19 protein-coding genes are annotated in these 24,881 nt (G+C 72.4%); 10 read left to right on the forward strand and 9 right to left on the reverse strand.

What is annotated here, in order from left to right; all coding sequences use genetic code 11:
• Positions 1-37 precede the first annotated feature (37 nt).
• The gene (locus CHC11_RS41815; protein WP_089316654.1) at positions 38-592 is read left to right on the forward strand and encodes an Rv1733c family protein; all 555 of its coding nucleotides are present in this window, start codon (positions 38-40) and stop codon (positions 590-592) included.
• A 223-nt stretch (positions 593-815) separates the two neighbouring features.
• On the opposite strand, the gene argG is transcribed toward CHC11_RS41815, so the two are convergent.
• A complete protein-coding gene (gene argG / locus CHC11_RS37500; RefSeq protein ID WP_089316699.1) occupies positions 816-2,264 on the reverse strand; it encodes an argininosuccinate synthase in 1,449 nt (482 codons plus the stop codon).
• Positions 2,265-3,458: 1,194 nt separating this feature from the next.
• Here argG and CHC11_RS37510 point away from each other — a divergent pair.
• Complete coding sequence (locus CHC11_RS37510) at positions 3,459-4,025, forward strand: hypothetical protein (protein WP_089316656.1); 567 nt, start codon at positions 3,459-3,461, stop codon at positions 4,023-4,025.
• Positions 4,026-4,066: 41 nt separating this feature from the next.
• On the opposite strand, the gene CHC11_RS37515 is transcribed toward CHC11_RS37510, so the two are convergent.
• Both CHC11_RS37515 and CHC11_RS37520 read right to left on the reverse strand, forming a co-directional pair.
• Positions 4,067-5,593, reverse strand: a complete 1,527-nt coding sequence (locus tag CHC11_RS37515; protein WP_089316657.1) for a class I adenylate-forming enzyme family protein — start codon at positions 5,591-5,593, stop codon at positions 4,067-4,069.
• Between the two features lie 55 nt (positions 5,594-5,648).
• Positions 5,649-6,485: an SAM-dependent methyltransferase gene (locus tag CHC11_RS37520; RefSeq protein ID WP_089316700.1), complete on the reverse strand. Its 837-nt coding sequence runs from the start codon at positions 6,483-6,485 to the stop codon at positions 5,649-5,651.
• Positions 6,486-6,734: 249 nt separating this feature from the next.
• Here CHC11_RS37520 and CHC11_RS37525 point away from each other — a divergent pair, with 249 nt between their 5' ends.
• Positions 6,735-7,556 (forward strand): SAM-dependent methyltransferase, encoded by an 822-nt coding sequence (locus CHC11_RS37525; protein WP_089316658.1) that lies wholly within the window; start codon positions 6,735-6,737, stop codon positions 7,554-7,556.
• 397 nt (positions 7,557-7,953) lie between these two features.
• Here CHC11_RS37525 and CHC11_RS43630 read toward each other — a convergent pair whose 3' ends face one another.
• Positions 7,954-8,082, reverse strand: coding sequence for a hypothetical protein (locus CHC11_RS43630; protein ID WP_281258426.1), 129 nt, complete (start codon positions 8,080-8,082; stop codon positions 7,954-7,956).
• Positions 8,083-9,272: 1,190 nt separating this feature from the next.
• On the opposite strand from CHC11_RS43630, the gene CHC11_RS37530 reads away from it, so the two are divergent.
• Together CHC11_RS37530 and CHC11_RS37535 are read left to right on the forward strand one after the other, a co-directional pair.
• Entirely contained in the window at positions 9,273-11,129 is a 1,857-nt protein-coding gene (locus tag CHC11_RS37530) for an FAD/NAD(P)-binding protein (protein ID WP_089316659.1), read from the forward strand.
• 188 nt (positions 11,130-11,317) lie between these two features.
• Complete coding sequence (locus CHC11_RS37535) at positions 11,318-12,508, forward strand: putative PEP-binding protein (protein ID WP_245920262.1); 1,191 nt, start codon at positions 11,318-11,320, stop codon at positions 12,506-12,508.
• On the opposite strand, the gene CHC11_RS37540 is transcribed toward CHC11_RS37535, so the two are convergent.
• Both CHC11_RS37540 and CHC11_RS37545 read right to left on the reverse strand, forming a co-directional pair.
• Positions 12,505-12,852 carry a VOC family protein gene (locus CHC11_RS37540; protein WP_089316661.1) on the reverse strand — a complete coding sequence of 116 codons (348 nt, stop codon included), beginning with the start codon at positions 12,850-12,852 and terminating at the stop codon, positions 12,505-12,507. The genes CHC11_RS37535 and CHC11_RS37540 overlap by 4 nt on opposite strands.
• 138 nt (positions 12,853-12,990) lie before the next feature.
• On the reverse strand, positions 12,991-13,755 hold the full coding sequence (locus CHC11_RS37545; protein WP_089316662.1) for a dienelactone hydrolase family protein: 765 nt from the start codon (positions 13,753-13,755) through the stop codon (positions 12,991-12,993).
• Positions 13,756-14,035: 280 nt separating this feature from the next.
• On the opposite strand from CHC11_RS37545, the gene CHC11_RS37550 reads away from it, so the two are divergent.
• A complete protein-coding gene (locus CHC11_RS37550) occupies positions 14,036-15,268 on the forward strand; it encodes an acetyl-CoA hydrolase/transferase family protein (RefSeq protein WP_089316663.1) in 1,233 nt (410 codons plus the stop codon).
• A 198-nt stretch (positions 15,269-15,466) separates the two neighbouring features.
• Positions 15,467-16,708: an oxygenase MpaB family protein gene (locus tag CHC11_RS37555; RefSeq protein ID WP_089316664.1), complete on the forward strand. Its 1,242-nt coding sequence runs from the start codon at positions 15,467-15,469 to the stop codon at positions 16,706-16,708.
• 253 nt (positions 16,709-16,961) lie between these two features.
• On the opposite strand, the gene CHC11_RS37560 is transcribed toward CHC11_RS37555, so the two are convergent.
• Entirely contained in the window at positions 16,962-17,900 is a 939-nt protein-coding gene (locus CHC11_RS37560; RefSeq protein ID WP_245920257.1) for a DUF5996 family protein, read from the reverse strand.
• 118 nt (positions 17,901-18,018) lie between these two features.
• Complete coding sequence (locus CHC11_RS37565; RefSeq protein ID WP_245920258.1) at positions 18,019-20,508, reverse strand: tetratricopeptide repeat protein; 2,490 nt, start codon at positions 20,506-20,508, stop codon at positions 18,019-18,021.
• A gap of 183 nt (positions 20,509-20,691) precedes the next feature.
• Between CHC11_RS37565 and CHC11_RS37570 the strand changes: the two genes are divergently transcribed.
• A complete protein-coding gene (locus tag CHC11_RS37570) occupies positions 20,692-21,147 on the forward strand; it encodes a carboxymuconolactone decarboxylase family protein (protein ID WP_089316667.1) in 456 nt (151 codons plus the stop codon).
• 47 nt (positions 21,148-21,194) lie between these two features.
• A complete protein-coding gene (locus tag CHC11_RS37575) occupies positions 21,195-21,671 on the forward strand; it encodes an iron chaperone (protein WP_089316668.1) in 477 nt (158 codons plus the stop codon).
• Positions 21,672-21,889: 218 nt separating this feature from the next.
• On the opposite strand, the gene helR is transcribed toward CHC11_RS37575, so the two are convergent.
• Positions 21,890-24,079 (reverse strand): RNA polymerase recycling motor ATPase HelR, encoded by a 2,190-nt coding sequence (gene helR, locus CHC11_RS37585; protein ID WP_089316669.1) that lies wholly within the window; start codon positions 24,077-24,079, stop codon positions 21,890-21,892.
• Between the two features lie 627 nt (positions 24,080-24,706).
• Between helR and CHC11_RS41820 the strand changes: the two genes are divergently transcribed.
• A complete protein-coding gene (locus CHC11_RS41820) occupies positions 24,707-24,871 on the forward strand; it encodes a hypothetical protein (RefSeq protein WP_179279200.1) in 165 nt (54 codons plus the stop codon).
• Positions 24,872-24,881: the final 10 nt, after the last annotated feature.

Raw genomic sequence — 24,881 nt, forward strand, 5'->3', positions numbered from 1 at the left:
CCCGGAGCGATTAATGTCACGGACGAAGGAGGAGGCCATGAGAAGGCTAGGACGGGTCCGCCGCCGTTTCGGCTTCGACCGCAACGATCTGCGACGCTGCGTCGACCGCCGCCAGTGGACGGTCGGCGTCGCCGCCGCGGTGCTGTTCACGGTGCTCGCCCCGCCCGCGTCCGTGCTGCTGGCCGTCGACGCCTACCGCAGCGGCGTCCGGGCCGAGCACCGCAACGTCCACCGGGCCGTGGCGCAGGTAGTCCACACCGACTCCCAGGGCGGCGCGGGCGTGCGGCACACCTACGCCGAGCTGGCCTGGACGTCCCTCGACGGCCGGCCGCGGACCACCGTCGTCCCGGCCGACAAGTCCGTCAGGCCGGGCATGGAGCAGCGCATCTGGGTGGACGCGGCGGGCAATCCGGTCCAGCACCCTCAGACCCGCACCGCCACCCTGGCCACCACCGCCGTGGCCGCGGCAGCGGCCGCCGTCGCCGTGGGGGTCCCCCTCCTGGCCGCCTACCTCCTCGTCCGCCGCCGCTGCGACCGCCACCGCGACGCCCTCTGGGACGAGAGCTGGACCAGCCTGGCCCAGCACGCCTGATCGTCTCCCCAGGCCGCCCCCGTTCCGAGCCTCGGCCCGGTCGTCGTCGTGGGCGGGACGGCCCTGTCGCAGGTGTGGCTGTTCATCGTCGCGCCCCTGGTGGGGGCCGTGGTGGCGGCGGCGCTGCACGGCTTCGCCGGGCCGCCGGAGAAGGAGACCCCGCTCCCGCCCCTGGAGGAGGAGGCCCCCCAGCTCCATGGGGGGCAGCCCGGCCGGGCGCGGCTCAGTCGGTGCCGAACTCCATGGCGGCGCGGTCGAGGACCTCGGCGTCCCCGGAGTCCTTGCCGCGGGAGGCGATCTGCTCGGCGCCGCCCGCCGGCATCGCGCCGATCAGCCCGGTGGAGGCCGCCTGCGCGGCGCCGATCAGGGCCGGGTGCGAGCTGCCGACCATGCCGAGCCCGGCGTACTGCTCCAGCTTGGCGCGCGAGTCGGCGATGTCGAGGTTGCGCATGGTCAGCTGGCCGATCCGGTCCACGGGGCCGAAGGCGGAGTCCTCGGTGCGCTCCATGGACAGCTTGTCGGGGTGGTAGCTGAAGGCGGGCCCGGAGGTGTCGAGGACGGAGTAGTCCTCGCCGCGCCGCAGCCGCAGGGTGACCTCGCCGGTGACGGCCGTCCCGACCCAGCGCTGCAGCGACTCGCGCAGCATCAGCGCCTGCGGGTCCAGCCAGCGCCCCTCGTACATGAGCCGGCCGAGGCGCCGCCCCTCGCTGTGGTAGGTGGCGAGGGTGTCCTCGTTGTGGATCGCGTTGACGAGCCGCTCGTAGGCGGCGTGCAGCAGCGCCATGCCGGGCGCCTCGTAGATGCCGCGGCTCTTGGCCTCGATGACGCGGTTCTCGATCTGGTCGGACATCCCGAGGCCGTGCCGCCCGCCGATGGAGTTGGCCTCCAGCACCAGGTCGACGGCGGACCCGAACTCCTTGCCGTTGATCGTCACCGGGCGGCCCTGCTCGAAACCGATCGTGACGTCCTCGGCGGGGATCTCCACGGCGGGGTCCCAGAACCGGACGCCCATGATCGGATCGACGGTCTCGATCCCGGCGTCGAGGTGCTCCAGCGCCTTGGCCTCGTGGGTCGCGCCCCAGATGTTGGCGTCGGTGGAGTATGCCTTCTCCACGCTGTCCCGGTAGGGCAGGCCGCGGGCGAGCAGCCACTGCGACATCTCCGTGCGGCCGCCGAGTTCGGTGACGAAGTCGGCGTCCAGCCAGGGCTTGTAGACCAGCAAGGAGGGGTTGGCCAGCAGCCCGTACCGATAGAACCGCTCGATGTCGTTCCCCTTGAACGTCGAGCCGTCGCCCCAGATCTGGACGTCGTCCTCCAGCATGGCGCGGACCAGGAGGGTCCCCGTCACGGCCCGTCCGAGCGGGGTGGTGTTGAAGTAGCTGCGGCCGCCGGAGCGGATGTGGAACGCGCCGCACGCCAGGGCGGCGAGCCCCTCCTCCACGAGGGCGGCGCGGCAGTCGACCAGGCGCGCGACCTCCGCCCCGTACTTGGCGGCGCGGCCGGGCACGGAGGCGATGTCGGGCTCGTCGTACTGCCCGATGTCGGCGGTGTAGGCGCACGGCACCGCGCCCTTGTCGCGCATCCACGCGACCGCCACCGAAGTGTCGAGGCCACCGGAGAAGGCGATCCCGACGCGCTCACCGACGGGCAGGGAGGTCAGCACTTTGGACATGAGCACAAGTATGCACGCTCCTGCATGAACATGCAACGCGGCCTCCGCGCTTCCGCACCCCACCGGCCCGGTCGACCTCGGTCCCCACGCGGTGAAGGACGTGCCGCACCTCCACTGGAAGAGCCCGAGCAGCGGTCATCCCGTTTCTTACCTGTCGAGTCGCCCTCCTCTCGCATGGGCGGTCGCATCAGCACAGCCCCGGAGGAACCGTTCAATCACTCGCCTCCGAGTTCGCACCGGTTTCACACGTGCGGATCATTCGGCTTTCGCGATTCGCCGCCTACCAGGCGGCCGGCCGCGGACGCAAGTACGCGAAGCGGCACGGACTCCAGTCCCAATACGCGACGCTTCTTTCGCCGCGTATTCGTTCCACCGGGTACCGATCCTCGCGCGGCCGGTTAATACTCATCGACTATGGCACCAATACTTGCCGCGCAAGTTTCACAACCGGAATGGGAATGACCGTAATGCGCCATTCCGAAACCTGAGGATGACCGCTTGTGGCCGATCGCCTTACATTCTGCACGGCCTCGCGTTCCCTGGTTCTTGGCGCTGCCGGAAGCCGGCAGTACGAGCAGAGGAGGCGTTCCATTGCGGATCCGTCCGAACCCCCGCCCCACTCCGGTGATCCTCAGCGCGCCGACGTCCGACGGAGAATTGTCCGGTTACACCGGATTGCACGGAACGGAGGGAAACGAGATGGAGTCGGTTCGGCAAACAGGCGTTCACCGCCAAAGCAGCCTGAGGTACGCCGAACCCCGCGCTCGCGGGGCGGCGGGGACGGAAAACTCGGGCGACCCGAAAGCGAAGTGTTTTCTAACGGCGCCGAGAGCTTTCCATCTGTTGGGCTCCGCGCTCTTCCAAAAGTCGACCCGGTCACGGGAGGATTGGGGAAGGTAACGGAGAGCAACCACACCAACGGAAGCTTGAACTGATCATGGACACGCCCGTCAACCCCGCTGACCAGGCGTTAGCCCGACTCCGCGAGGACTTCCAAGGCCACCGAATCTGGCGCGCCACGCGCTACGACGGGAGGCTCGGCGACTGGGTCGCCACCCTGCACGACCCAAAGGCCGGCATTGACCCGACCGTTATATGCAACACCGCCGATGAGCTCCGCAGGGCGCTCACCAACGAGCTCAGCCGTGCGGCCTGCCGTCCGACGCCCGACGCCCGTAAGTGGGTGCGCCGGTAATGGGGTGGATCGAACCGAAGAATCTGCAAGCCGAGGCCTCAACTTCCTCCATTACAGGCCATCTTGACCGACTTGCACACGAGCTCATCCGGGAGGGCTGGAAGGCCGTACCGCGCTACGACGGGCCCCTCCCGCTCCTGCGCGTCTTCGACCCGGCCGTCCCGGGGCTCGGGGAGAGCGTCACGCTCGCCCCGGGATCGACGTCCGACGCGTGGTGGTACCGGTCGAGCACCGGCGAGGATCTGGCCCCGCACACGAGCCCGGCCCGCGCGGCCGAGCGGATCACCCGGATCCTCACCCCCTACGTGGCGGCCGCGCTCGCCGCCCGGGCGCGCCGTCCGGTGAGGGACGGCACCGCGCTCCGGATCCCGCCGCCCGGCCCCGACACGCCCCACACGGAAACGATCGCCTACCTGCGTGCCCGCTTCGGTGTCCTGTGCTGGTGGGGCACCCACACCAAGGAGTGGTGGGCCCTCATCCCCTGCGCCGCGCAGTGGAGGCTCGTCAACGCGCCCGCTTCGGAGACCCTCGCCCAGGCCATCCTCGACGTCCACGCGCACAGCTAGATTCCGGCAGCCGGGGAGGCCGCTCCTCCCCGGCGCCGGGTTCAGTCCGGCGTGGAGTGGTCGCGGTCCCTGAGAAGGGCTTTGTGGATCTTGCCTACGGGGGTCAGCGGGACGTCCGGCGTGATGACGAACTGGCGGGGGACCTTGTAGTCGGCCAGGCGGTCGCGGCAGTAGGCGGTCAGTTCGTCGGCGGTGGGCGGTTCGCCGACCTGGCGCGGGACGACGTAGAAGCGGCCGACCTCGCCGAGGATCGTGTCCGGGACGCCGATCCCGGCGGCCATCGCGACCTTCGGGTGCGCGGTCAGGACGTTCTCGATCTCGACCGGGTAGACGTTGAAGCCGCCCTGGATGTACATCTCCTTCTTGCGGCCGCGAAGGACCAGGTGCCCGTCGGGCTCCGAGGCGACCATGTCCCCGGTGGCGAGCCAGCCCTCCGGCAGGAAGACCTCGGCGGTCTCGTCCGGCATGTCCCAGTAGCCGGCGGCGACGCAGGCGCCGCGGATCTGCAGTTCGCCGGTCTCCCCCGGCGGCAGGACGGTCCCGTCGGCCGCCGCCACGCGCGCCTCGAAGTCGCCGATGATCGCGCCGAGGGTCCGGGAGACCGTCTCGGGGTCGTCGCCCATCGGCGACAGCACGCAGGCGCCCGAGGTTTCGGACAGGCCGTAGAGGCCGTGGAGAGGCGCTCCGGGGAAGCCGCGCCGAATCGCGTCGGCGAGCGCGGGCTCCACGTTGGAGCCGCCCGCCATGCACAGCCGGACGGACGAGACGTCGTGCTCGGCGAAGTCTGGGCGGCCGAGCATCAGCACGTACATCGTGGGGACGGCGCCGAGGAACGTCACCCGGTGGCGTTCGACGGCGTGCAGCGCGGCGTCCGGGGAGAACGCGGGCAGCAGCGCGACCGAGCCGCCGCTGACCAGGGCGGCCATGATGGTGCAGGTGATGCCGCCGACGTGGTTGAACGGGAGGTGGCCGAGCAGGACGTCCTCGCCGGTCATCCCGAAGTGGTCGGCCTGGGCCGAGGCCGAGGCCAGGATGCTCCGGTGGGTGATGACGGCGCCCTTGGGGCGTCCCGTGGTGCCCGACGTGTAGAGGATCATCAGCGGGTCGTCCGGATCCACCGCGGCGCGGGCCGCGGCGAGGGACGGCGGGGCCGGGGTCGAGGCCAGGGCGTCGAAGCCCGCGCCGAAGTGCACGGCGGGAGTGCCGGACGACTCGAAGTACGCGGCGAAGTCGAAGTCGGGCACGGCGTCGACGCCGACGACCAGCCGGGCGCCGCTCTGGCCGAGCATGTAGGACAGCTCCCGCTCCCGGTAGCGGACGTTGAGCGGGACCACCACGGCGCCGATCCGGGCCGCGCCGAAGAACACCGCGAGCCACTGCGGGGTGTTGAATCCGAGCAGGCCGATCCGGTCGCCCTTCCCGACCCCGCGGGCCAGCAGGCCCGCCGCGACCCGGTCGGCCAGCTCGTCGAACCCGCTGAACGTGATGGTGTCGTCGCCGTCGTACAGGAACGCCCCGCCCCGCGTCACCGCGGCCTCGAGCGCCCCTCCGACCGTCACTGCCCGCATGTCGCCTTCCCTCGTCCCGGTGGCATTCGTCAGGGAGCGGTCGTGCACGCACACCTCAGAGCTTGCGGCCGACTCCCGCGTAGAACCAGATCGGCAGGGCCTCCTCAAGGGCGACCGGGTGCTCCGGCCGCCACAGCGGCGCCCACACCACGCCCGGGTCGACCAGCTCGAAGTCGCCGAACAGGCCCGTCACCTGGTCGAGGGTGCGCGGCGTGCCGGGCGCGTTCGTCCTCTTGTAGACCTCCACGACCTTCGCCACGATGTCGGGCACGCCGTCGGCGGAGGCGTGGGTGATCGCCATGTGGCTGCCGGGGGCGAGCGCGTCGCGCAGCTCGGCCATGACGCCGGACGGGTCGTCCTCGTCCGGAATGAAGTGCAGGGTGGCGATCGTCAGCAGCGCGACCGGCTTGCCGAAGTCCAGCAGCCGGGTGATCTCGGGGTGCTCCAGGATCTCGCGGGGGCGGCGGATGTCGGCCTGGACCATCCGGGTGCCGGGCGAGTCGGCGAGGATCGCCCGTCCGTGCGCGACGACCTGGCCGTCGTAGTCGACGTAGGCGACGCGCGCGGCGGGGTTCACCGCCTGGGCGATCTGGTGGACGTTCTGCTGGGTGGGCAGCCCGGTGCCGATGTCGAGGAACTGGTCGATGCCCTGCTCGGCCATGTACCGGACGGCGCGGCCCATGAACGCCCGGTTCTCCTTGATCAGGCTGATCAGGGTGGGGTCGGCGGTCTTGGCCTCCTCGGCGCGGAGGCGGTCGGCCTCGTAGTGGTCCTTGCCGCCGAGGTAGTAGTCGTACATGCGAGCGATGTTCGGCACGCTCGGGTCGAATCCGCCTGGCCGAAGCCCCTCGCCTGCCACCGTGCCTCCCTGCCGGCCGCCCGCGCTGATCATCTTCACACCCACTCTACGGCTGCGACCACCCCGCCGGGACCGGTCCACGAGAACGACCGATCACGATTCGGTCCGGCGGCCGGACCCCGTCCGGGCGGTCCGGACGGTGCCCCGCCGCCGGCCGATGACGTCGTCAGGGCCGGGGTGCCTACCTTGAGTACGTCGGGCGTACCGGAAAGTAGCGTGCCATACTGGGCGATTCCCGGCCGCCGTGCGTCACCGCTCGGATGTCAGCTGATTGGAGAAGCCATGCCCTTCCCCCCGGGGCACGAGCCGCAGGCCTTCGATCCGGCCGCGCCCAACGAGAGCCGGATGCACGACTACTTCCTCGGCGGCAAGGACAATTACGCCGCGGATCGGCAGGCGGCGCTCCAGGCGATCGAACTGGCGCCGGAACTGCCGGTCCTGGCACGCGAGGGGCGCAAGTTCCTGGACCGCGTCGTGCGGTTCCTCGCCGCCGCGGGGATACGCCAGTTCCTCGACATCGGGACCGGCCTGCCCACCCGGGGAAGCGTGCACCAGATCGCCCAGGCGGTGGCGCCGGACTGCCGGGTCGTCTATGTGGACAACGATCCCGTGGTGCGCGTCCACGCGCAGGCACTACTGGGAAAGAATCCCAACACCACGGTCGTCGAGGCCGACATGCGGGATGCCGAAGGGATCGCGCGCGACCCCGACCTGCGCCGCCTGATCGACCTCGACCAGCCGACGGCGCTGCTGTTCTTCCACGTGCTCTACACCATTCCCGACGACGAGGAAGTGGCGGGGAGCGTCCGGCGGCTGAGCGATCGGATGGCGCCGGGCAGCCATATCGCGATCTCGCATCCGGTCAGCGACCTGTGCCCGGAGGTCACCGCCAGGCTCGCCTTCCTCTACCAGCAGGAGACCCACGCGATCCGCGGCACGCCGCGCTCGAACGTCCGGACCAGGGCCGAGGTGGAGGGGCTCTTCTCCGGCTGGGACCTGATCGACCCCGGCGTCGTCTACCTCCCCCTGTGGCGTCCCGAGCACGAGACCATCGAGTCGTCCAGGCCGATCTGGAGCGTCGGGGGCGTCGGGCGCAAGTCCTGAGCGGCCGTCACCCCACCGGAGTGCCGTAGACGCTCACCTCCGTGAGGTGGAAGGTGAGGTTGGCGGTGTTGCCGGAACCGACCACCCGGATGTAGCGGGCCTCGGTGGTCGTGGTGTCGCCCGCGTCGGCTGCGGGGCGTGGCCCGCTCCGAGCACGGCCACCGTCCGCCGGTCGCGTCCGGTCGCCGCGCGGGCGGCGGCGGGCAGCACGGTCACCGCGCCGGCCGCCGCCGTGCCGTACAGGACGTGGCGCCGTGTGAGCCCGCCCGGGCCGCGCGGCGGTGCGGCCGGGCCGGACGTCGTGTGGTGCGCGCGCCGACCGGCGTGCGCGTGTGGACTGGTCATGGTCGCCGTCTCCTCGGGGTGGGTGAGCGTGCGGGCGGGCACGGGCGGCGCGTCAGGACTGCGGGAGCCATGCGCGCAGGGTGCGGATGTGCTCGATCAGGCCCAACGAGCCGGGGACGGTGCGCCCGAGCGACTCGGGCAGCGCGAGCAGGCCGGCGTCGAGGATGAACGGGTCCACCACGTCCCGTCGCCCTTCACCACGCCGCCGAGCAGGGTGGCCGTCCCGTCGGGCTCGTGGGAGACGCCCCACTCCCAGCCGGAATAGCGCTGGTCGACGACGCTGAACCGGCCCCAGTCGTGGTCGTGGTACCCGCGCCACCCGTCCACGCTGATGCGCGAGGACGCGCCGGGCGAACGGAGCCAGCCGCGGACCCGGCTCGTCGCGACGGGCGCGCTCCAGTACATCGTCTGGTCGCCGTCGTAGCGGATCGGCCCCCGGCGACGCCGGGGAGCGTGTGGTCGAACCAGATGTCGGCCCTGGCGAACGTCCCGTGCCAGCGCAGGTGGTAGACGCCGCGCCGGCGGTCCCAGACCAGGCTCCCGGCGCTGCTCTCGACGGCGGGACCGTCCGCCGCGGTCACCCGCGCGGTCGGCTCCGGCAGGACGATCTTTGCCCCGCTCTCCGGGTACCAGAAGATCAGCGCGGTGGGGACGGGCGCGGTGAACAGCATCGCGATGAAGGTGCGGCGCGACGTCGGTGCGGGGGATCCAGGAGCCCGGGCCGGCCGCGGGCGCCGGTTCCGGCGGGGCGGCCGCGGCCGGGCGGGCGGTTAACGGGACGAGTGCGGTGGTCGCGAGCGCCAGAGCGGCGGCGGCGCGGCGGACGGTGGAGCGGATCACGTTGAGCCTCCTCGGCTGAGCCCCCGTGACGTCCGGCCCTCGGCTGGTCGTGCGTGGAAACCGAGTCTGACGATCTCCGCGCACTGCCACCACGACGAGGGCGCGGGAGACGAGCGGATCGCGCGCACCCTCGCCCGGACGATCTGGCTCACGGTCTACGGTGCGATCCCCGCCCCGCCCCGCCCCGACCGGCGCCCGGCAAACCGATAGCGCTCGGAACGCCGGACGGGAGCGGGCCCGGCGCGGCCCTGCCCACGTGGCGGGGCTTCCGCACGCCCGGCCCGCCGTCCGCTCGCCGGAGTACTTGCTAAGAATTCATATAGCGAATTGCTTCGGAATGCGCCCGGTCAGGGGAGGCGACTTTCCAGCGCCGGTGCCAGTGGATTGGCCCTGGAGCCAGGCCGGCCGCCGCCGTGCGAATATGCGCCACCCGTTCGGCCGCCGGACCATTGAGCCCGGACGATAACGCACGCTACGCTCGGCAGCGGGGGCATTTCTATAGCCGCTCGGTGCGGGCGGAGGGGTGGTCACGTGGGCTTTCCAGGACCCCGAAGGGTCGTCATCGTCGGAGCAGGCTTAGCCGGAACCGCCACCGCCATACGCCTCATGCAGTTCGCCCGGGAACCATTACAAGTGGTGCTGATAGAGCGGCGGCCCGAATACCGCAGTGCGGGCGTGGCCTATCACCGTTCGGGCAACCACTGGCACCACGTCTTCAATATCCAGGCCGGCCGCATGTCGATGTTCCGGGAGGACGTCGACGATTTCGTGGACTGGGCGAACACCGAGGCCGACCGGACCGGCTGGCCCGAGGGGTGGAGCGGTTTCACCTTCACCGAGTCCGGTCCGGCGCCCCGCCGGCTCTACGCCGACTACCTGCGCACCCGCCTCGACGAAGCCGCGCGCGAGGCGTCGGACGGCGTGGAGTTGCTCGAAGCCGACGGCGAGGCGGTCGACATCACGATCGGCGCCGGCCGCGCGGACGTCGTCGTGGAGCGGCACTCCTCGCCGCCCTCCGGCACCGGGCCGGACCTGATGACGATCGAGGCCGACCACGTCGTCCTCGCGACGGGGCTGGAGGAACGGGAGCTCCCGTTCGCGGCCGGCGTCGCGGACCACCCCGGCTTCGTCCGGCACCCCTACTCCGAGCGGGGAGTCCAGCGGATCCTCGGCCTCCGGCAGGACGCCGAGGTCGCCATCATCGGCACGCTGCTGAGCGCGTACGACTCGGCCTCACTCCTGCTGCGGCACGGCCACACCGGGAGGATCCACATGATCTCGCGGTCCGGGCTGACGCTGCGCACCTATCCCTCCGACCACCGGCACCACGTCCTCGACCTGCCGGCTCCACGGCTGCACTCCGACGGCTACGAGGGCTGCGACGAGCTCGTCCGGCTCTTCAGGGACGAGTGGGAACGGGCGCGTACCTTCGTCGCCCAGCGGCATTCCGGCGTGGCGCCCGCGGTCGTGAGCGAGCGCATCGCCAAGTCCTGGGAGCCCAGCCTGCCCGAGGTCCTCGCCCGGATCCCCTCGGCCGACCTCCGCGCGCTCCTCGACAGGTACGGGAGCCTGCTGGCCACGCTGCGCGTGAGCGCCGTCCCCTACATCACCGAGTTCGTCGACGCCGCGATGGCGGAGGGCGGGCCGATCGTCCTCACCACCGGCGCCGTCGGCGGGATCACCGCCACCGAGGCCGGCCGGCTGCGGGTGGCGGTGTCCGGGCCCGCGCCGGCGCGGACGATCGAGGCGGACCTCGTGATCTCCAACTTCGGGCGGGAGACCGACTACGAGCGGGTCGGTTCGGCGCTATGGCGGAACCTGCTGCGCAGGGGGATCGCCGCGCGGCACCGGCGGACCGGGCGCGGCGTCGAGGTGGACGGCCACGGCTTCCTGCTCGGACCGGCCGGCGTGCGCACCGCTCCGATCACCGTGGTCGGCTGCCCCCGGGAGGGTGACGAGATCACCCGGTACGGCCGGATGGGCGCGTTCACCTTCAACCTCGCCGCCATCAAGAACCACTCGGTCGGCGTCGCCGCGACGGTGCTGCGCCACCTCGAATCCTGCTACGACGAACCGACCGAAACCGGGTCGAAGGCCGTGGCCCACGGAGGGGACGACGAGGTGCGCGAGGCGTTCGCCCGCGCGGTACGGCTCGACGTGCACCGGATGGCCACCCGGCGTCGGCGCGACCGCCGGGTCCTGGCGGCCCGGCTCGAGGACGGCCTGAAAGCCCTCCTGGCCGCCGTGATCGCCGGCGGCGAGGCCCCCGTGCCGGACGGCGCGCTGCGCTCCGTCGTGAACGCGGCCGCCACGACGAGTCTCAACGACCTGTCCGTCACGCCACGGGATCTCCGCTCGCTGCTCGAACTCGACGAGGCACCGGAATAGGGATAGCCGGAAAGCCATACCGGCATTCGGGAGGGTGCGTTTCTTCGTCCACGGCTGTCACTCTCTATCCATGCTCCGCCCGGGACAGGCCTGACCGCGGATCGCCTTCGAACGCGGCGGGCCCGCATCGCCAACCGGGACCGGCGAGAGAGAGGACGTCCGTGAGCCCTCGCGAAATTCCAGGGGTCGTGCTCGTCGATTCGCACGAGCGATCCGTTCAAGGACCCTGCAATCTCAGCAGAGAACCAGTCGACGGCACCATTCTGGTCGTCGATGCGCTCGGCCCCGAACTCTACGACGCCATCGTCGCCTGTTCCGCCGTCATCTGCGCGAAAGGCGGCCGCACCGGCCACATGCAGTCCCTTTGCCGCTCGCGTGGAATCCCCGTGCTGCGCGTCGCCCCGTCCGAACTGGACGCGCTCGCCGGCGAGGCCACGGTCCTGCTCGACCGCGCGTCGGTCGTCCTCGGCGATGCCGCACCGGCGGCGCCCGCCCCGCGGTGCCCGGACGCCGCCTTCGGCGACGTCGAGTCGATCTGCGTGGTCGTCACCGACACCGCTGACATCCGGGCGACCAACGCTCTCGCACCGCGCGTCGAGCACGCCGACTCGTTCTTCATCCGCGAGGAGTTCCTCTGCTTCTCCGCCGCCCTGAGCCCGATCGACTCGCTGCGCGCGGGAGTCCGCGAGGCGGAGCGCTACGGCGCCGCCGTGGCGTCGCGGCTGTGCCCGATGGTGCGCGAACTCCTCCCCGGCCAGCGCCTGATCATGAGGCTCCTCGACCTGCGCTCCGACGACGCCGCCAAGATCACGTCGGGTGACCACGTGGACGACGAGCCGAACCCCGAACTCGGCCGGCACGGCGCCCGGTGGCTGCTGGGGGAGCGCCGCTACCCGCACGCCTTCCGGGCGCTGCGCCGCCACCTGCGGGACCGGCTGGGCACGGACGCGGACCGGGTGCGCTTCGCCGTTCCGTTCATCAACGACTGCGACGAGTACGTCCGGCTGCGGCGTTTCCTCGGCCTCGGGGACGGGACGCCGCTCGCCGTCTTCGTCGAGACGCCGGCCGCCGTGCACTCGGCGGCCGACTTCTGCGCCTCCGGGGCCGGCGAGCTGTTCGTCGGCACCAAGGACCTGATCCAGTTCTATCTCGCCGCCGACCGCGGCAACCACCTGGTCTCCTCGGTCTACCAGACGCGGCATCCGGCGGTCCTGGCCGCGCTGCGCCAGGCCGTCGAGTCCGGCCGCGGCGCCGGGGTCCCGGTCCACGTGTTCGCGCTGGGCGCCGACCTGGACCACTACGCCCGGCACATTCCGGTGCGGCGGCTCATGATGTGCGCCGCCGAGTTGCGTCACCTCGCCGAGAGGTCGGCGGCCTAGCGCGCCACCCCGGCGCCGCCGAAGGCGATCTCGTTGCCGTCCGGGTCGCGGAAGACCACCTTGGTCACGCCGTCGCCGTACTCCTCGCGTCCCGCCGGCGGGATCCCCCGCCGGGCGGCCCCCGCGACCCGGTCGCCGAGATCGTCGACGAACGCGAGCACCAGGGCGTTCCCCGCCCGCTCCGGATCCTGCACGATGTAGACGTACCGATGCTCGGCCGCCTCCCACACGGCCTCGGTGTCGTTGGGCAGGAACGACGGCTTCGCGCCGAAGAAGCGCTCGTACCACTGGAGCGCCTCCGCGTAGTCGGTGACGGGGATGCCGGCGAAGAGATCGAGTGACATGGCGTTCCTCGGGCGTCGCGGATGCTTCGCAGGTGATGACCGCGGCGGTGCCGCGAACTCATCGGCGCCCGCGCTCCGACTTCGGCGGGCCGGCGGGACCGGCGCCCGGCCGGTGACCGGGCGCCGATCCCTTCCATGTCAGGCCGGCGAGGTCCCCGCCCGGCCGAGATGGCGGGCGAAGAACCGGACCGCGCTGTCGGCCTCGAACCTCGGCAGGTCCTTGTGGGCGCCCGTGTTGGCGTGCAACGTCTTCTCCTTCGAGGCGAAGGCGTCGAACAGCGCGAGGCCGGACTCGCGCGGGATGAGCTCGTCGTCCCACTGGAGCAGGAACTCGATCGGCACGGTGATCCGCTCGGCGGTCTCGACCAGGGACTCCAGCCAGAAGAGCCCGAGGACCGCCGCGCTGATCCTCGGTTCGGCCGCCACCAGCGGCACCCCGATCGCGCTGCCCAGGCTCAGGCCGAGATAGCCGACCGGCCCGCCGGCGCCGATCTCCGGTAGTTCCTGGAGCGCGTCCAGGGTCGCCCGCCATTCCGGGACGGCGCGCTCCGCCAGGTGGGCGTTGTAGCGGCCGACGATCGGGCCGACCGGCTCGTCCGCCGACATCGCCCGCCGCATCGCGGCGATCTCGCGCTCGTCGCGGGCGGTGCGCGGCCGGCCGCCGTGCCCGGGCGCGTCGATGGCCGCGACGGCGAAGCCGCACCCGGTCACGATGCGGTGTGCGCGTCCGGCCATGGCGGGCGCCTTCCCGTGCTGACCGCCGCCGTGGCCCATCAGCACCAGGGGCAGGCGATCGGTGCCGGACGCGGGCGTCCAGAGGGCGCCGGTGATCTCGCCCAGGGTGAAGTCGCGTTCGAGGACCCCGTCCGACGAGGTCTCGGCGGTGAAACGGAGGGAATGCATGGCTGTCGCCTTTCGGGAGTGCCGGTGTCGAGGCGCTCCCGGCGACGACTACATCGGTCGCACGGCCGTGACGGGATCGGAGAGCACCCACGTCTGTACAGCGTTCATGGGTCTCACCTCCTCCAGCGGCGTCGCGGCCCGGGAAAGCTACCACCCGGCGCGTCGCCCCTCCACCTCTTTTTCCGCCGCCCTCGGCGTCGGCGCCGTCCGGCCGGTCGGGCAGACTGGCCGTGCGGACCCGCCGCGACCTGGTCGCGAAGCCTCTCGGAAAGGGATCTTGATGCGCGTCGTCTCCCAGGAGGATCTGGCACGGGTGCTGGGCGGGCTGCCGGGCCGGCCCCGGATCGTGGCCGGCGGCAACTTCGCCGCCCCTCGACGGGCCCTGCGGATCCTGGACGCCGCGGTCGGCGGGTACCGCCTGTTCATGCTCAACGCCCAGGCCGGGATGCCGGACCGCGAAGGGGTCGATCTCGAGACGCCCTTCGTCGGCGCCGGGATGCGCGGCCGCGCGAACCTGCGCTACTTCCCGTCGCGGCTGTCGCTGGTGCCGAACCTGCTGAAGGAGTCGCTGCCGCCGGACGTGGTGATCGTGCAGACCTCCCCGCCGGTCGGCGGGACGGTGTCGCTCGGCATCGAGGTCAACATCCTGCCCGCGGCCATCGAGGCGGTCCGCGCGCGCGGCGGCCTGGTCGTCGCGCAGATCAACCCCCACATGCCCTACACGTTCGGCGACGCCGTCCTGGCGACCGACGAGATCGACCTGGCGATCGAGGACGACGAACCGCTCGCCACCCCCGTCCCCCGGCCGCCCGGCGAGGTCGCCCACGAGATCGGCGAGCGGGTGGCCCGGCTCGTCCCGCAGGACGCCACCCTGCAGCTCGGCATCGGCGCCATACCGGACGCCGTGCTCTCCTCGCTCCTCGACCGGCGGGGGCTGCGCGTCTGGTCGGAGATGTTCAGCGACGGGGTGCTGGCGCTGGAGAAGGCGGGCGCGCTCGACGCCGGGACCCCGATCACCGCCTCCTTCGCCTTCGGGAGCCCGGAGCTGTACGCCTGGGCCGACCGCAACGACCGGATCCGGATGCTGCGCACCGAGAAGACCAACGACCCGAGCCTGATCGCCCGCCGGCCCCGGATGGTCTCGGTGAACTCCGCGCTCCAGGTCGACCTGTTCGCCCAGGCCAACGCCAGCCGCGTCCGCGGGGTGATCTACTCCGGATTCGGCGGGCAGACCGACTTCGTCGTCGGCGCGCTGCACTCCCCCGGCGGGCACGCCGTCATCGCCCTGCCGTCCTGGCATCCGCGCGCGGACGTCTCGACCGTCATCCCGCGCCTCGCCGGCCCGGTCACCTCGTTCCAGCACAGCTACATCGTCAGCGAGCGGGGCGCCGCCACCGTCTGGGGGAACGACGCCGCCTCCCAGGCGCAGCAGATCATCGACAACGTCGCCCACCCCTCCGCCCGCGACGAGCTGCGCGAGCAGGGCCGGGAGCTCGGCTTCCCGCTGCGCTGACCCGCAGGTCGGCCCCCCACCGGACGCGGTCCGCGCCGCCCTCCGTCGCACCCCTCCTTCAACGCGCCGTCACGAACGCGTGGACGCCTATTGGCACAGCGCCAATAAGGGTCTAGTGTTCCGGTCAGCTCAGGAAACCCGGGAGTGTCCGACATCGCGAGCGGCAGGGCGCCCCCGGCCGCCAGGAGGAGCGAAGGCATGGACAGACCCAGCAGACGCAACGTGTTGATGACCGGGGGCGCGCTCGGAGCGCTCGGCGCCCTCAGCGTCGCCTCGCCCGCGCAGGCGTCCTCACTGTGGACGTGGTCGCCCGAGGGCTCGGTGGCGGGCGCGGGCAAGGGCGCCGACCCGCGGTGGGTGTGGGACCCGGAGGCCGACGCGCTGGTCGCCTCGCTGATCGACCGGGGCGACGTCCCCAGGGTCAACGAGCTGCTGCGCACGTGGGCCAAGAACGGCCAGCCGCTGCCGGACGGGCTGCCGGCGGATCTGCGCGACTTCATGGAACGTGCCCGCCGGCTGCCGGCGTGGGCCGACCAGGGCAAGCTGGCCACCGCGTTCGAGTTCAACGAGAAGCGGGGCCTCTACCTCGGCGTCACCTACGGCTTCGCCAGCGGGATGATGAGCACGGCGATCCCCAAGGAGGCGCGCGCGGTCTACTACTCCAAGGGCGGCGCGGACATGAGGGACCGCATCACCAAGACCGCCAAGCTCGGCTACGACATCGGCACCGAGAAGGCGTTCGAGCCCGACGGCGAGATGATCGTGACCTGCGTCAAGACGCGGCTGGTGCACGCCGCCGTGCGCCACCTGCTGCCGAAGTCCCCGTACTGGACCAAGGCGGCCGACGAGAAGATCCCGATCAGCCAGGCGGACATGATGGTCACCTGGCACAGCCTGCCCACGACCGTCATGCAGAATCTGGTCAGGTGGAAGGTTCCGATCCCGGACGCCGAGTCCGAGGCGTTCCTGCTGTCCTGGCAGCTCGCCGGGCACATGCTCGGCATCCGGGACGAGTACATCCCGAAGTCGTGGGACGAGGCGAACTCCCAGGCCGGGCAGGTGCTGACCCCGGTGCTCGCGCCGACCCCCGAGGGCGTCAAGCTGGCCGACATCCTGCTCAACCTCGGCTCCACGATCGACGGCGGGATCCTGACCAAGCCCATCCTCGGCTCGCTCACCCGCTTCATGCTCGGCAACGAGATCGCCGGATGGCTGAAGATCCCGCGCGACCCGTTGTGGGACCCGCTCATCCAGACCCTCTGGCCGCCCTTCGTCGCCGTCCGCGAAGGCCTCCTCGACCTCACCAAGGCGCCGAAGGAGCTGCGGCAGCTCTACTGGGCCTTCGACGAGATCCTCCGCCAGGGCGCGCTGCTCTACCTGTCCGGATTCAAGACGCCGATCAGCATCGAGATCCCGCAGACCAACAACCCGCACTACTGATCCGGGACGCCCGGACCGCACTCGGGGACCGGGCGCGCCGCGGTGACGCCGGGCTCGGAACCGACCAGGTCCCGAGCCCGGCCCGTTCGGCCGGCACGGGCCGCGGGGCCAGGTCGCGGGCGAGGTCGTGGGCGGCCTCGCCCATGGCGACCCGATCGGCCCGGCCGAGCGGCTCCGCGTCCTTCGGCGCGGGCCGGGTCCGGGCCGCCCGCAAAGCAGCCGCGACCGCCGCGGCCTCCGGCGGTGTTTCGGCTCAGGCCCCCTGGCGGGATTTGTGGTCCCATCGCGCCGGGTCGGCCTCCAGCGCGGCACGGTCCCAGCCTCCGGGATCGGCCGCCGCCTCGTAGGTGCCCTGCAGGAACTCCAGGAGGGCCCGGTCGGGATCGGGGTCTTCCCGCACCGCTTCGTACGGAAGCAGGAACTGGCCGTTCTCCCTGCTGTAGAAGGCGCCGGACGGGCCCACCGGACGTTCGGCGAACCCGGCGGGCTCGGGATATGCGTAGGCGTAGAAGGCCCCCTCCTCGCCGCCTCCCGGCCAGAACCCGCAGCTGCTGAGCTCCCGCGAGTACCCCTCGACCATCACCCAGTCGCCGCAGTTCGGGGCGCCCCCCGGGTGCTCGGGCGCGTCCCGCCCGGAGAAGCGCGTGCAGGCGAGGTCCATGGCGCCCCAGAAGAAGTGCACGGGGCTGACCTTGCCGATGTAGCGGGACCGGAACTCCCCCAGCACCCGCGCGGCCTGGAGCAGTTGGCGCCAGAACAGGTGCGCCGCCTCGGGATCGTACGAGGCGTGCTGGTCGTCCTCCTCGAACGGGATCGCCGGGTCGACCTCGTTCGGGCGCGCCTGGATGTGCGTCTCGATCCCCAGCTCGTGCAAGGCGGCCATCGTCCGGGCGTAGAACCGCGACACCGGCATGGGCGCGAGCTCGAACTCCCGGAGGCTGCCGTCCGAGGTGCGCAACCGCAGCCGGTGGTCGACGAAGTCGAACTCGATGTCGAACGCGCCCCCGCCGTACGGGATCGCGGACGTGGTCAGCCCGCGGGGGCTGACGTACAGCGTCACGTTCCACCAGTGGTTCACCAGCGGTGCGTGAGCCAGCCGCACCTTGCCGACGATCTGCGTCCACATGTGCAGCGTGTCGCGCGTCCGCGTCCAGTCGGCGACGCGCAGCCGTGGCCATGCCTGTCGTTCCACCAGAGCCCCCTTCCAGCCGGAACATCCGGGTCATGCCCCGGATCCGGGCTCCGCAACAGTGGGGGCCAAGGCATTCCGCTTGAGGCTTCGGCAGGGTCGTGGGGGTGGCCGCGGAGCGTCAGTCCGGTCGGGCGCCCGGATCGAGGTCCCGCCGGATGGCCTGCCCGGCCGCGCGGTGCTCGGCGGCCGCCACCGGGTCGGTGCCGTCGAGCACGGCGGCGATCCCCTCGCGGGCCAGCGCCTCGGCGTACCGGTACCCCAGCTTCGGGGCCAGTTCCAGCGCCTGCCGGTGCAGCCGCAGGGCCTCCTCCGGCAGGCCCGCCAGCCGGCACGTCTCGGCATGGCCGTAGAGGAAGTGGATCTTCCAGTGCTCCTCGAACAGCTCGTCCAGCAGGGCGAAGGCCCGGTGGTGCGCGGCCAGCGCCTCCTCGTACCGGCCCGCCTGCCGCAGGGCGACGCCCAGGCAGTTCAGGCACCAGGCCTCGTTGTGCCGGTGCCCGTCCTCGCGGGCCAGCGCGAGCGCCTGCTCCAGATGCCTCATCGCCTCGCCGGGCTCCTCGGCGGCGATGGCGACGCCGAGGGTGATCCGGGCCGTCAGCGCGGGAGGCCAGGCGGGGTCGGCGTGCGGGATCTCCAGCACGGTGCGGGCGAGCCGCGCCGCCTCCTCGCGGTGCCCCAGTTGCAGCGTCGCCCACGCCTCGTACGCGGTCGCGTGGGCCGTGCCCGTCGGGCAGCCGGCGTGCTCGAACAGCCTGCCCGCCCGCCGGAAGAGGTCGAGCGGCTCCTCGACACGGCCCTCGTCCCACTTCAGGTAGCCCCGGCGCATGGTCAGCTCGGCCTCGGTCCTGACGTTCCCGGCCCGGGACACCAGCGGCTCCGCCGCCTCGTACGCGGCGTCGGCCTCCGCCATCCGTCCCGCGTTGTAGCGGGCGAAGCCGAGGTCGCTGTGCGCCTCGGCCAGTCGCAGCGGATCGTCCAGGCGCCGCGCGGCGACCAGCGAGTGCTCGAACAGGACGTTCAGGTGCGTCGTGCCGCAGCGCCGCGCGAAGAAGGCCCGCATGTGGCGGGGCAGCTCGCACACGTGCGCGTCGGCTCCGGCGGCGACCGCCGCCTCGAAGACGGCCATCAGGTTGGTGTACTCGGTGGCGAACCAGAGGAGCGCCGCGTGCTTGCCGGTGAACTCCGGCAGGTCGGCCGGCGGCCGGCCCGCGGAGACCTCCGAGCCGGGGGGCAGGTACGACACCACGGCGTCCGCGGCGGCCGCCGCGTGCACGTAGTAGTCGAGGACCCGGCCGAGCGCCCGCTCCCGCTCGGCGGGCGGGTCCTGCTCGCCGGCGGCCCGGCGCGCGTGCTGGCGCACCAGGTCGTGCAGCCGGTAGCGGCCGGCCGCCGGCTGCTGGACGAGGTGCGCGTCGAGAAGGTCCTCCAGCATCGCCCGGGCGTCGCGCAGCGGCACGTCCGCGAGTGCCGCCGCCACGTGCTCGTCGAAGGTCGATCCGGGCACCAGGCCCAGCAGCCGGAAGAAGCGGCGCCGCTCCCGGTCCAGCTGCCGCACGGACATCGCGAACGCCGTGTCGAACTCCGTGGCGCCCTCGGCCATCCGCTCGACGAGGATGCCCACGGTCCAGCCCGGGCGGTGCCGCAGCCGCGCCGCCGCCAGGCGCAGCGCCAGCGGCAGGTGGCCGCACCGCCGCAGCACCTCGGCGGCGGCCTCCGGCTCGCGGGCCAGCCGGCCGTCGGATCCGCCCGGGTCGCCGCTGGCGCGGGCCAGCAGCTCGGCGCCCTCCCGCGGCGTCAGCACGTCCAGCGACACCGGGGGCACCTCCTCCAGGCCCAGCAGCCGGTTGCGGCTGGTGACCAGCGCGACGGACGGGCCGGCGCCGGGGAGCAGCGGGCGGACCTGGTCGGCGTCCACGGCGTTGTCGAGGACCACGACGGCCCGCCGGTGCGCCAGTTCCGACCGCCAGCAGGCGGCCAGCGGCTCGATGCCGCCCTCCTGCGGGATCTTCTCCGACGGCACGTCCAGTGCGGCGAGCAGGGTCCGCAGCGCGGGGTCGGGGTCGAGCGGTTCCCGCCCGGCGGTGAAGCCGTGCAGGTCGACGTAGAGCTGGGCGTCGGGGAAGTCGGCGGCCAGTCGGTGCGCGGCGTGCACCGCCAGGCAGGTCTTGCCGACGCCCGCCATGCCGTCCAGGGCGACCACACGGCCGTCCTCCACCGCGGCGAGCACGGCCGCGAGCTCGTTCTCGCGTCCGGTGAAGTCCGGGACGTCGCGCGGCAGGTCGTTGCGGGGCGGGCGCGGGACGCCGGCGGGAGGCGCCGGGGGCTGGACCTGGCGGCTGGTCTTCGGCGGCGCGGGCAGCGGGCTGGAGGCCCGCTCCCAGAAGGGGCGCAGCGGGCGGGGGTCGCGCTTGAGGAGCCGGCAGAGCGCGATCACCGCCGTCCAGGGCGGCACCGTCTGGCCGCTGAGGTAGCGCGACAGCGACGACGAGCTGAGCCCGGCGTCCCGCGCGAGGGCCCGGACGCCGCGTCCGGACAGCTCCTGCAGCATGCGCAGCCGGGCCGCGAGCTCGTCCTGCGGGTCGGCCTTCTGCGCCCGATGCTGTTGCACGACCACCGTTCCCCTGCCTCCCGTCCCACCGCGGCCGGACTCCTGCCGGGTGCGTCGCCGCTGCTCAAGGCCGTTGCACCTGTCCCACGGTGTCCCACCGACGTCGTCATCGTAGGCCGCTGCGGCTGTGATGGGGTCATGCCCCCCGAGGGAAGGGGGCGCGACCGCAGAGGAGAAGCGCAGATGCAGTCTCGTATGAAGAACCCCGCCATGGTCCTGTCCGGCGCGATGCAGCCCATCCAGGAGATCTTCAAGGCCGTGCACTCCGGCGGCGTCTCGGCGGAGATCCTGGAGCTGGTGCACCTGCGGGTCAGCCAGATCAACGGCTGCAGCGCCTGCGTGGACGCCGGCGCCAAGACGGCGCGCAAGGCCGGGGTGACCGACGAGCGGCTGGCCACCGTCGCCGCCTGGAGGGAGGCCCCGTACTTCACCGAGGAGGAGCGCGCGGCGCTGGCGCTGGCGGAGGCCGCGACCCGGCTGGCCGACCGCGCCGACGCCGTGGGCGACGACGTCTGGGACACCGCCGCCACCTACTTCGACGAGAAGCAGCTGGCCGCGATCGTCCTGATGATCGGCGTCACCAACATGTTCAACCGGCTCAACGCCACGACCCGGCAGATCGCCGGCGCGTGGGGCTGAGCTGCCCGTCCAGGAACGACTCACTCGCTGACCAGGAGGACTCCGCCATGAACGACACGAAGAAGGCCACCGAGGGCACCGCCGCGGCCGGTGCGAAGTTCGACGGCTTCACCGACGAGGAACGGGCCGCGATGAAGGAGCACGCCCAGGAGCTGAAGAAGGCCGCGCGCCGCAGCCCGGGCAAGGCCACAGCCGACGGGGAGAGCGACGTCCTCTCCAAGATCGCCGAGATGGAGGAGTCCGACCGCGCCATCGCCGAGCGGGTGCACGAGATCGTCCGGACCGCCGCGCCGGACCTCGCGCCGCGGCTCTGGTACGGCCAGCCCGCCTACGCCAAGGACGGCAAGGTGCTCTGCTTCTTCCAGGCCAGGACGAAGTTCAAGACGAGGTACGCGACCCTCGGTTTCAGTGACGTGGCCGCCCTCGACCACGGCGCCATGTGGCCGACCTCCTTCGCCCTGCCGGAGCTGACCGCCGAGGGCGAGGCGCGGATCGCCGCCCTGGTGAAGCGGGCCGCGAGCTGAGCGCCCCGGACGCGGCGGGCGGCGCCCCCGCCCGCCGCACGGGCAACGCCCTGCTCGACCGCGTCGTCGCCGACCTGCTCGCGGCCGAGGACCGGCTCATCGGCCACCTCGGCCCCGACCGCCGCGAGCAGCTCGCCGGACTGCTGCGCGAACTGCTCGCCGGGCTCGGCGGCCCGAGCCCGGCGGGGCAGGTCGGCGACTGTCCGGGCCCTGCGGTGTCAGGCGCTCGTGAGGATGACGAGTTCCCTGGTCGCCCGGGTCATCGCGACATAGCGGTCGACCGCCCCTTCGATGCCCTCACCGAACCCGTCCGGGTCGATGAGCACGACGAGGTCGAACTCCAGCCCCTTCGCCAGCTCAGGGGTCAGCGACCGGACGCGGGGCCTCCCCCGGAACGCGGGGTCGCCGATGACGCAGGCGACCCCGTCGTCGTGCGCGGCGAGCCAGGCGTCGAGGACCCGGTCCAGGTCCGCGACCGGTCCGTGGACGACGGGAACGCCGGTGCCGCGGATCGAGGTCGGCACGTTGGCGTCCGGGAGCGCGGCCCGGATGACCGGCTCGGCCTCCGCCATGATCTCCTCCGGCGTCCGGTAGTTGACGCTGAGGGACGCCAGAGCGATCCGGTCGAGCCCGACCCGTTCGAGCCGTTCCCGCCAGGACTCGGTGAACCCGTGCCTGGCCTGCGCGCGGTCCCCGACGATCGTGAAGCTCCGGGACGGGCAGCGCAGCAGCAGCATCTGCCACTGCGCGTCGGTCAGCTCCTGCGCCTCGTCCACGACGACGTGCGCGAACGGGCCGGCGAGCAGGTCGGGGTCGGTGCCGGTCAGCGCGCTCTCGTCGACGAGGGCGTCATGGAAGTCCTCGCCGCGCAGCATCGTCACCAGCCCCGTCCCGTACTCGTCGTCGGCCACCTCGATGAGGTCGTCCACGACCCTTTCCATGCGCTCGCGCTCGGCGGCGACGGCGGCCCTGCGCCGGCGCCTGCGCAGCGACGCCTCCGGATCGCCGAGGCGCTGCCGCGCCGCGTCCAGGAGCGGCAGGTCCGACACCGTCCAGGCCTGGGCGTCCTCGCGCTGCAGCTTGCGGATCTCGTCCCTGCCGAGCCAGGGAGCGCACAGCCGCAGGTAGGCGGGCACCGACCACAGGTCCCCGACGAGGTCGGCCGCCTCGATCAGCGGCCACGCCCGGTTGAAGGCGGCGCGCAGCTCCCGGTCCTGCCGAAGAGACCTTCGGAGCAGGTCGGGCGACACCGCGCCCTCGTGATCGTCCCCGCCCCCGCGCTTGCCCGCTCCCTCGTGCTTGTCCGCGAGGATCGTGACCAGCTCCTCCCAGATCTGGTCGCGCGCCTCGTTGTGCGGCGTGCCGGGCTCCGGCGCCTGGAACGCCTCGGCCCAGTCGGCGGGGCTCAGCCAGACGTCGGACCAGTGGGTACTGACCTCCATCCCCTCGGTGGGCGGGTTCTCGTAGAACCTGACGGCCTTCTCGATCGCCTTCACCAGGTCCGCGGACGACTTGAGCCGGGCCACCTCCGGGTCGGACTCGACCGCCGCCCCGGCCCCCTCGGCGACGAGGTCGCGCAGGGTGCAGATCTGCACGCCCTCCTCCCCGAGGCTGGGGAGCACGTCGGACACGTAGGCCAGGTAGGGCTGGTGCGGGCCGACGAACAGCACGCCGCCCCGGTGGTGGCCCAGGCGGGGGTCGGAGTAGAGGAGGTAGGCGGAGCGGTGCAGGGCGACGACCGTCTTGCCCGTCCCCGGGCCGCCGTCGACGACCAGGGCGCCGCGGGACCCCGCGCGGATGATCGCGTCCTGGTCGGCCTGGATGGTGCCGAGCACGTCGCGCATCCGGTCGGACCGGTTGCTCCCGAGGCTCGCGATGAACGCGGACTGGTCGTCCAGCGCCGCGTGCCCGGCGAACCCGTCCGCGGTGAACACCTCGTCCCAGTAGTCGCTGATCCGGCCGCGGGTCCAGCGGTACCTGCGGCGGCTCGCCAGCCCCATCGGGTTGGCGTGGGTCGCCCCGAAGAACGGTTCGGCCGCGGGCGAGCGCCAGTCGAGCAGCAGCCGGCGGCCCGTGCTGTCGGTGAGACCGAGCCGTCCGACGTACACGGGCTCGGAGCCGTCCGCGCCGGCCATGTGCCCGAGGCAGAGGTCCAGGCCGAAGCGGCGCAGCGTGCGCAGGCGGGCGGTCAGCCGGTGGATCTCCATGTCCCGGTCCATCGCCCCCTGGCCGATCCCGCCGGGCGCCCTGCGCTCGGCTTCGAGGCGGTCGGACAGGTCGGAGATCGTCTGGTCGAGGGTCTCCGCGATGGCCGCGAAATGCCGCTCGTCGCGCTCGATCAGCGCCGGGTCGGCCTTGGGGGACAGACGCTCGGGGAGGTCGAACACGCTGGCGGTCAAAGGGTTCACGTATCGGCTCCGGCTCGTGATCGCTGTTCGTGGTTCCGGCGAGTCCCCGCGAGTGCCCGGGAGCCCGCAGGCGGACCGCCGTCCCCGTGCGACTCGCACGGCGACCACGCCCCCCTGCACTGCGCCCCCGGTTCCGCAGGTTCTGGCCTCGGCCGACGATTCTGCGGCACGACCCGGGTCTTGCCGCAAGCCCCCCGGTGCGCTATACGTTGAGAGTGGCGGAGAGAGTCTGCGTTCTCGTGCCCTCCGCCGCCCCTCCCCCGCACGTCCGCAGCCGCCCTCTCAGACCATGTACCTGTCGGGACGGTGGTAGGGACCGGCCGCTCCCGCTCGCTGAGCCACGGGCCCCGATGATGCCGGACAGGACGAATATCGACTCCGACATCGTCCTGTAGAAGTGCGTGCCCGTGCCCCGACGGGGCTCGGCTCCCAGGTCCCACCCGGTAGAGCCCGTACTGGCCGCCCGTTGATTCGTACGTGACGGCGCGGGCTGTGACGTACACCACCGAGCGGGCCCGCTCCGGACGACGGAAGAGGCGAGCGCGGTCGTTAGAGCCGGGTGTGGCCGGGTAGCCGTATGCGGTGGCCGGAGGAGCCGGTGACTCATTCGACACCGAGGGGGCGGAGTTGACCACGCCGGAGGAGAACGCTCCGAAGACCGAGGACACCGATCAGGCCGAGCCCGACCGCAAGCGCGAGCCGCGACCTGACGTGCGCACCGAACTGGGCGCCGAGCTCGAGGACAAGATGGCGGAGAAGGGGCTGTCGCGGGACGACTTCTCCGAGTCCTGAGGCGGTCCGG

It is taken from the genome of Actinomadura mexicana (genome assembly GCF_900188105.1).
In the GTDB taxonomy this organism is placed as follows: domain Bacteria; phylum Actinomycetota; class Actinomycetes; order Streptosporangiales; family Streptosporangiaceae; genus Spirillospora; species Spirillospora mexicana.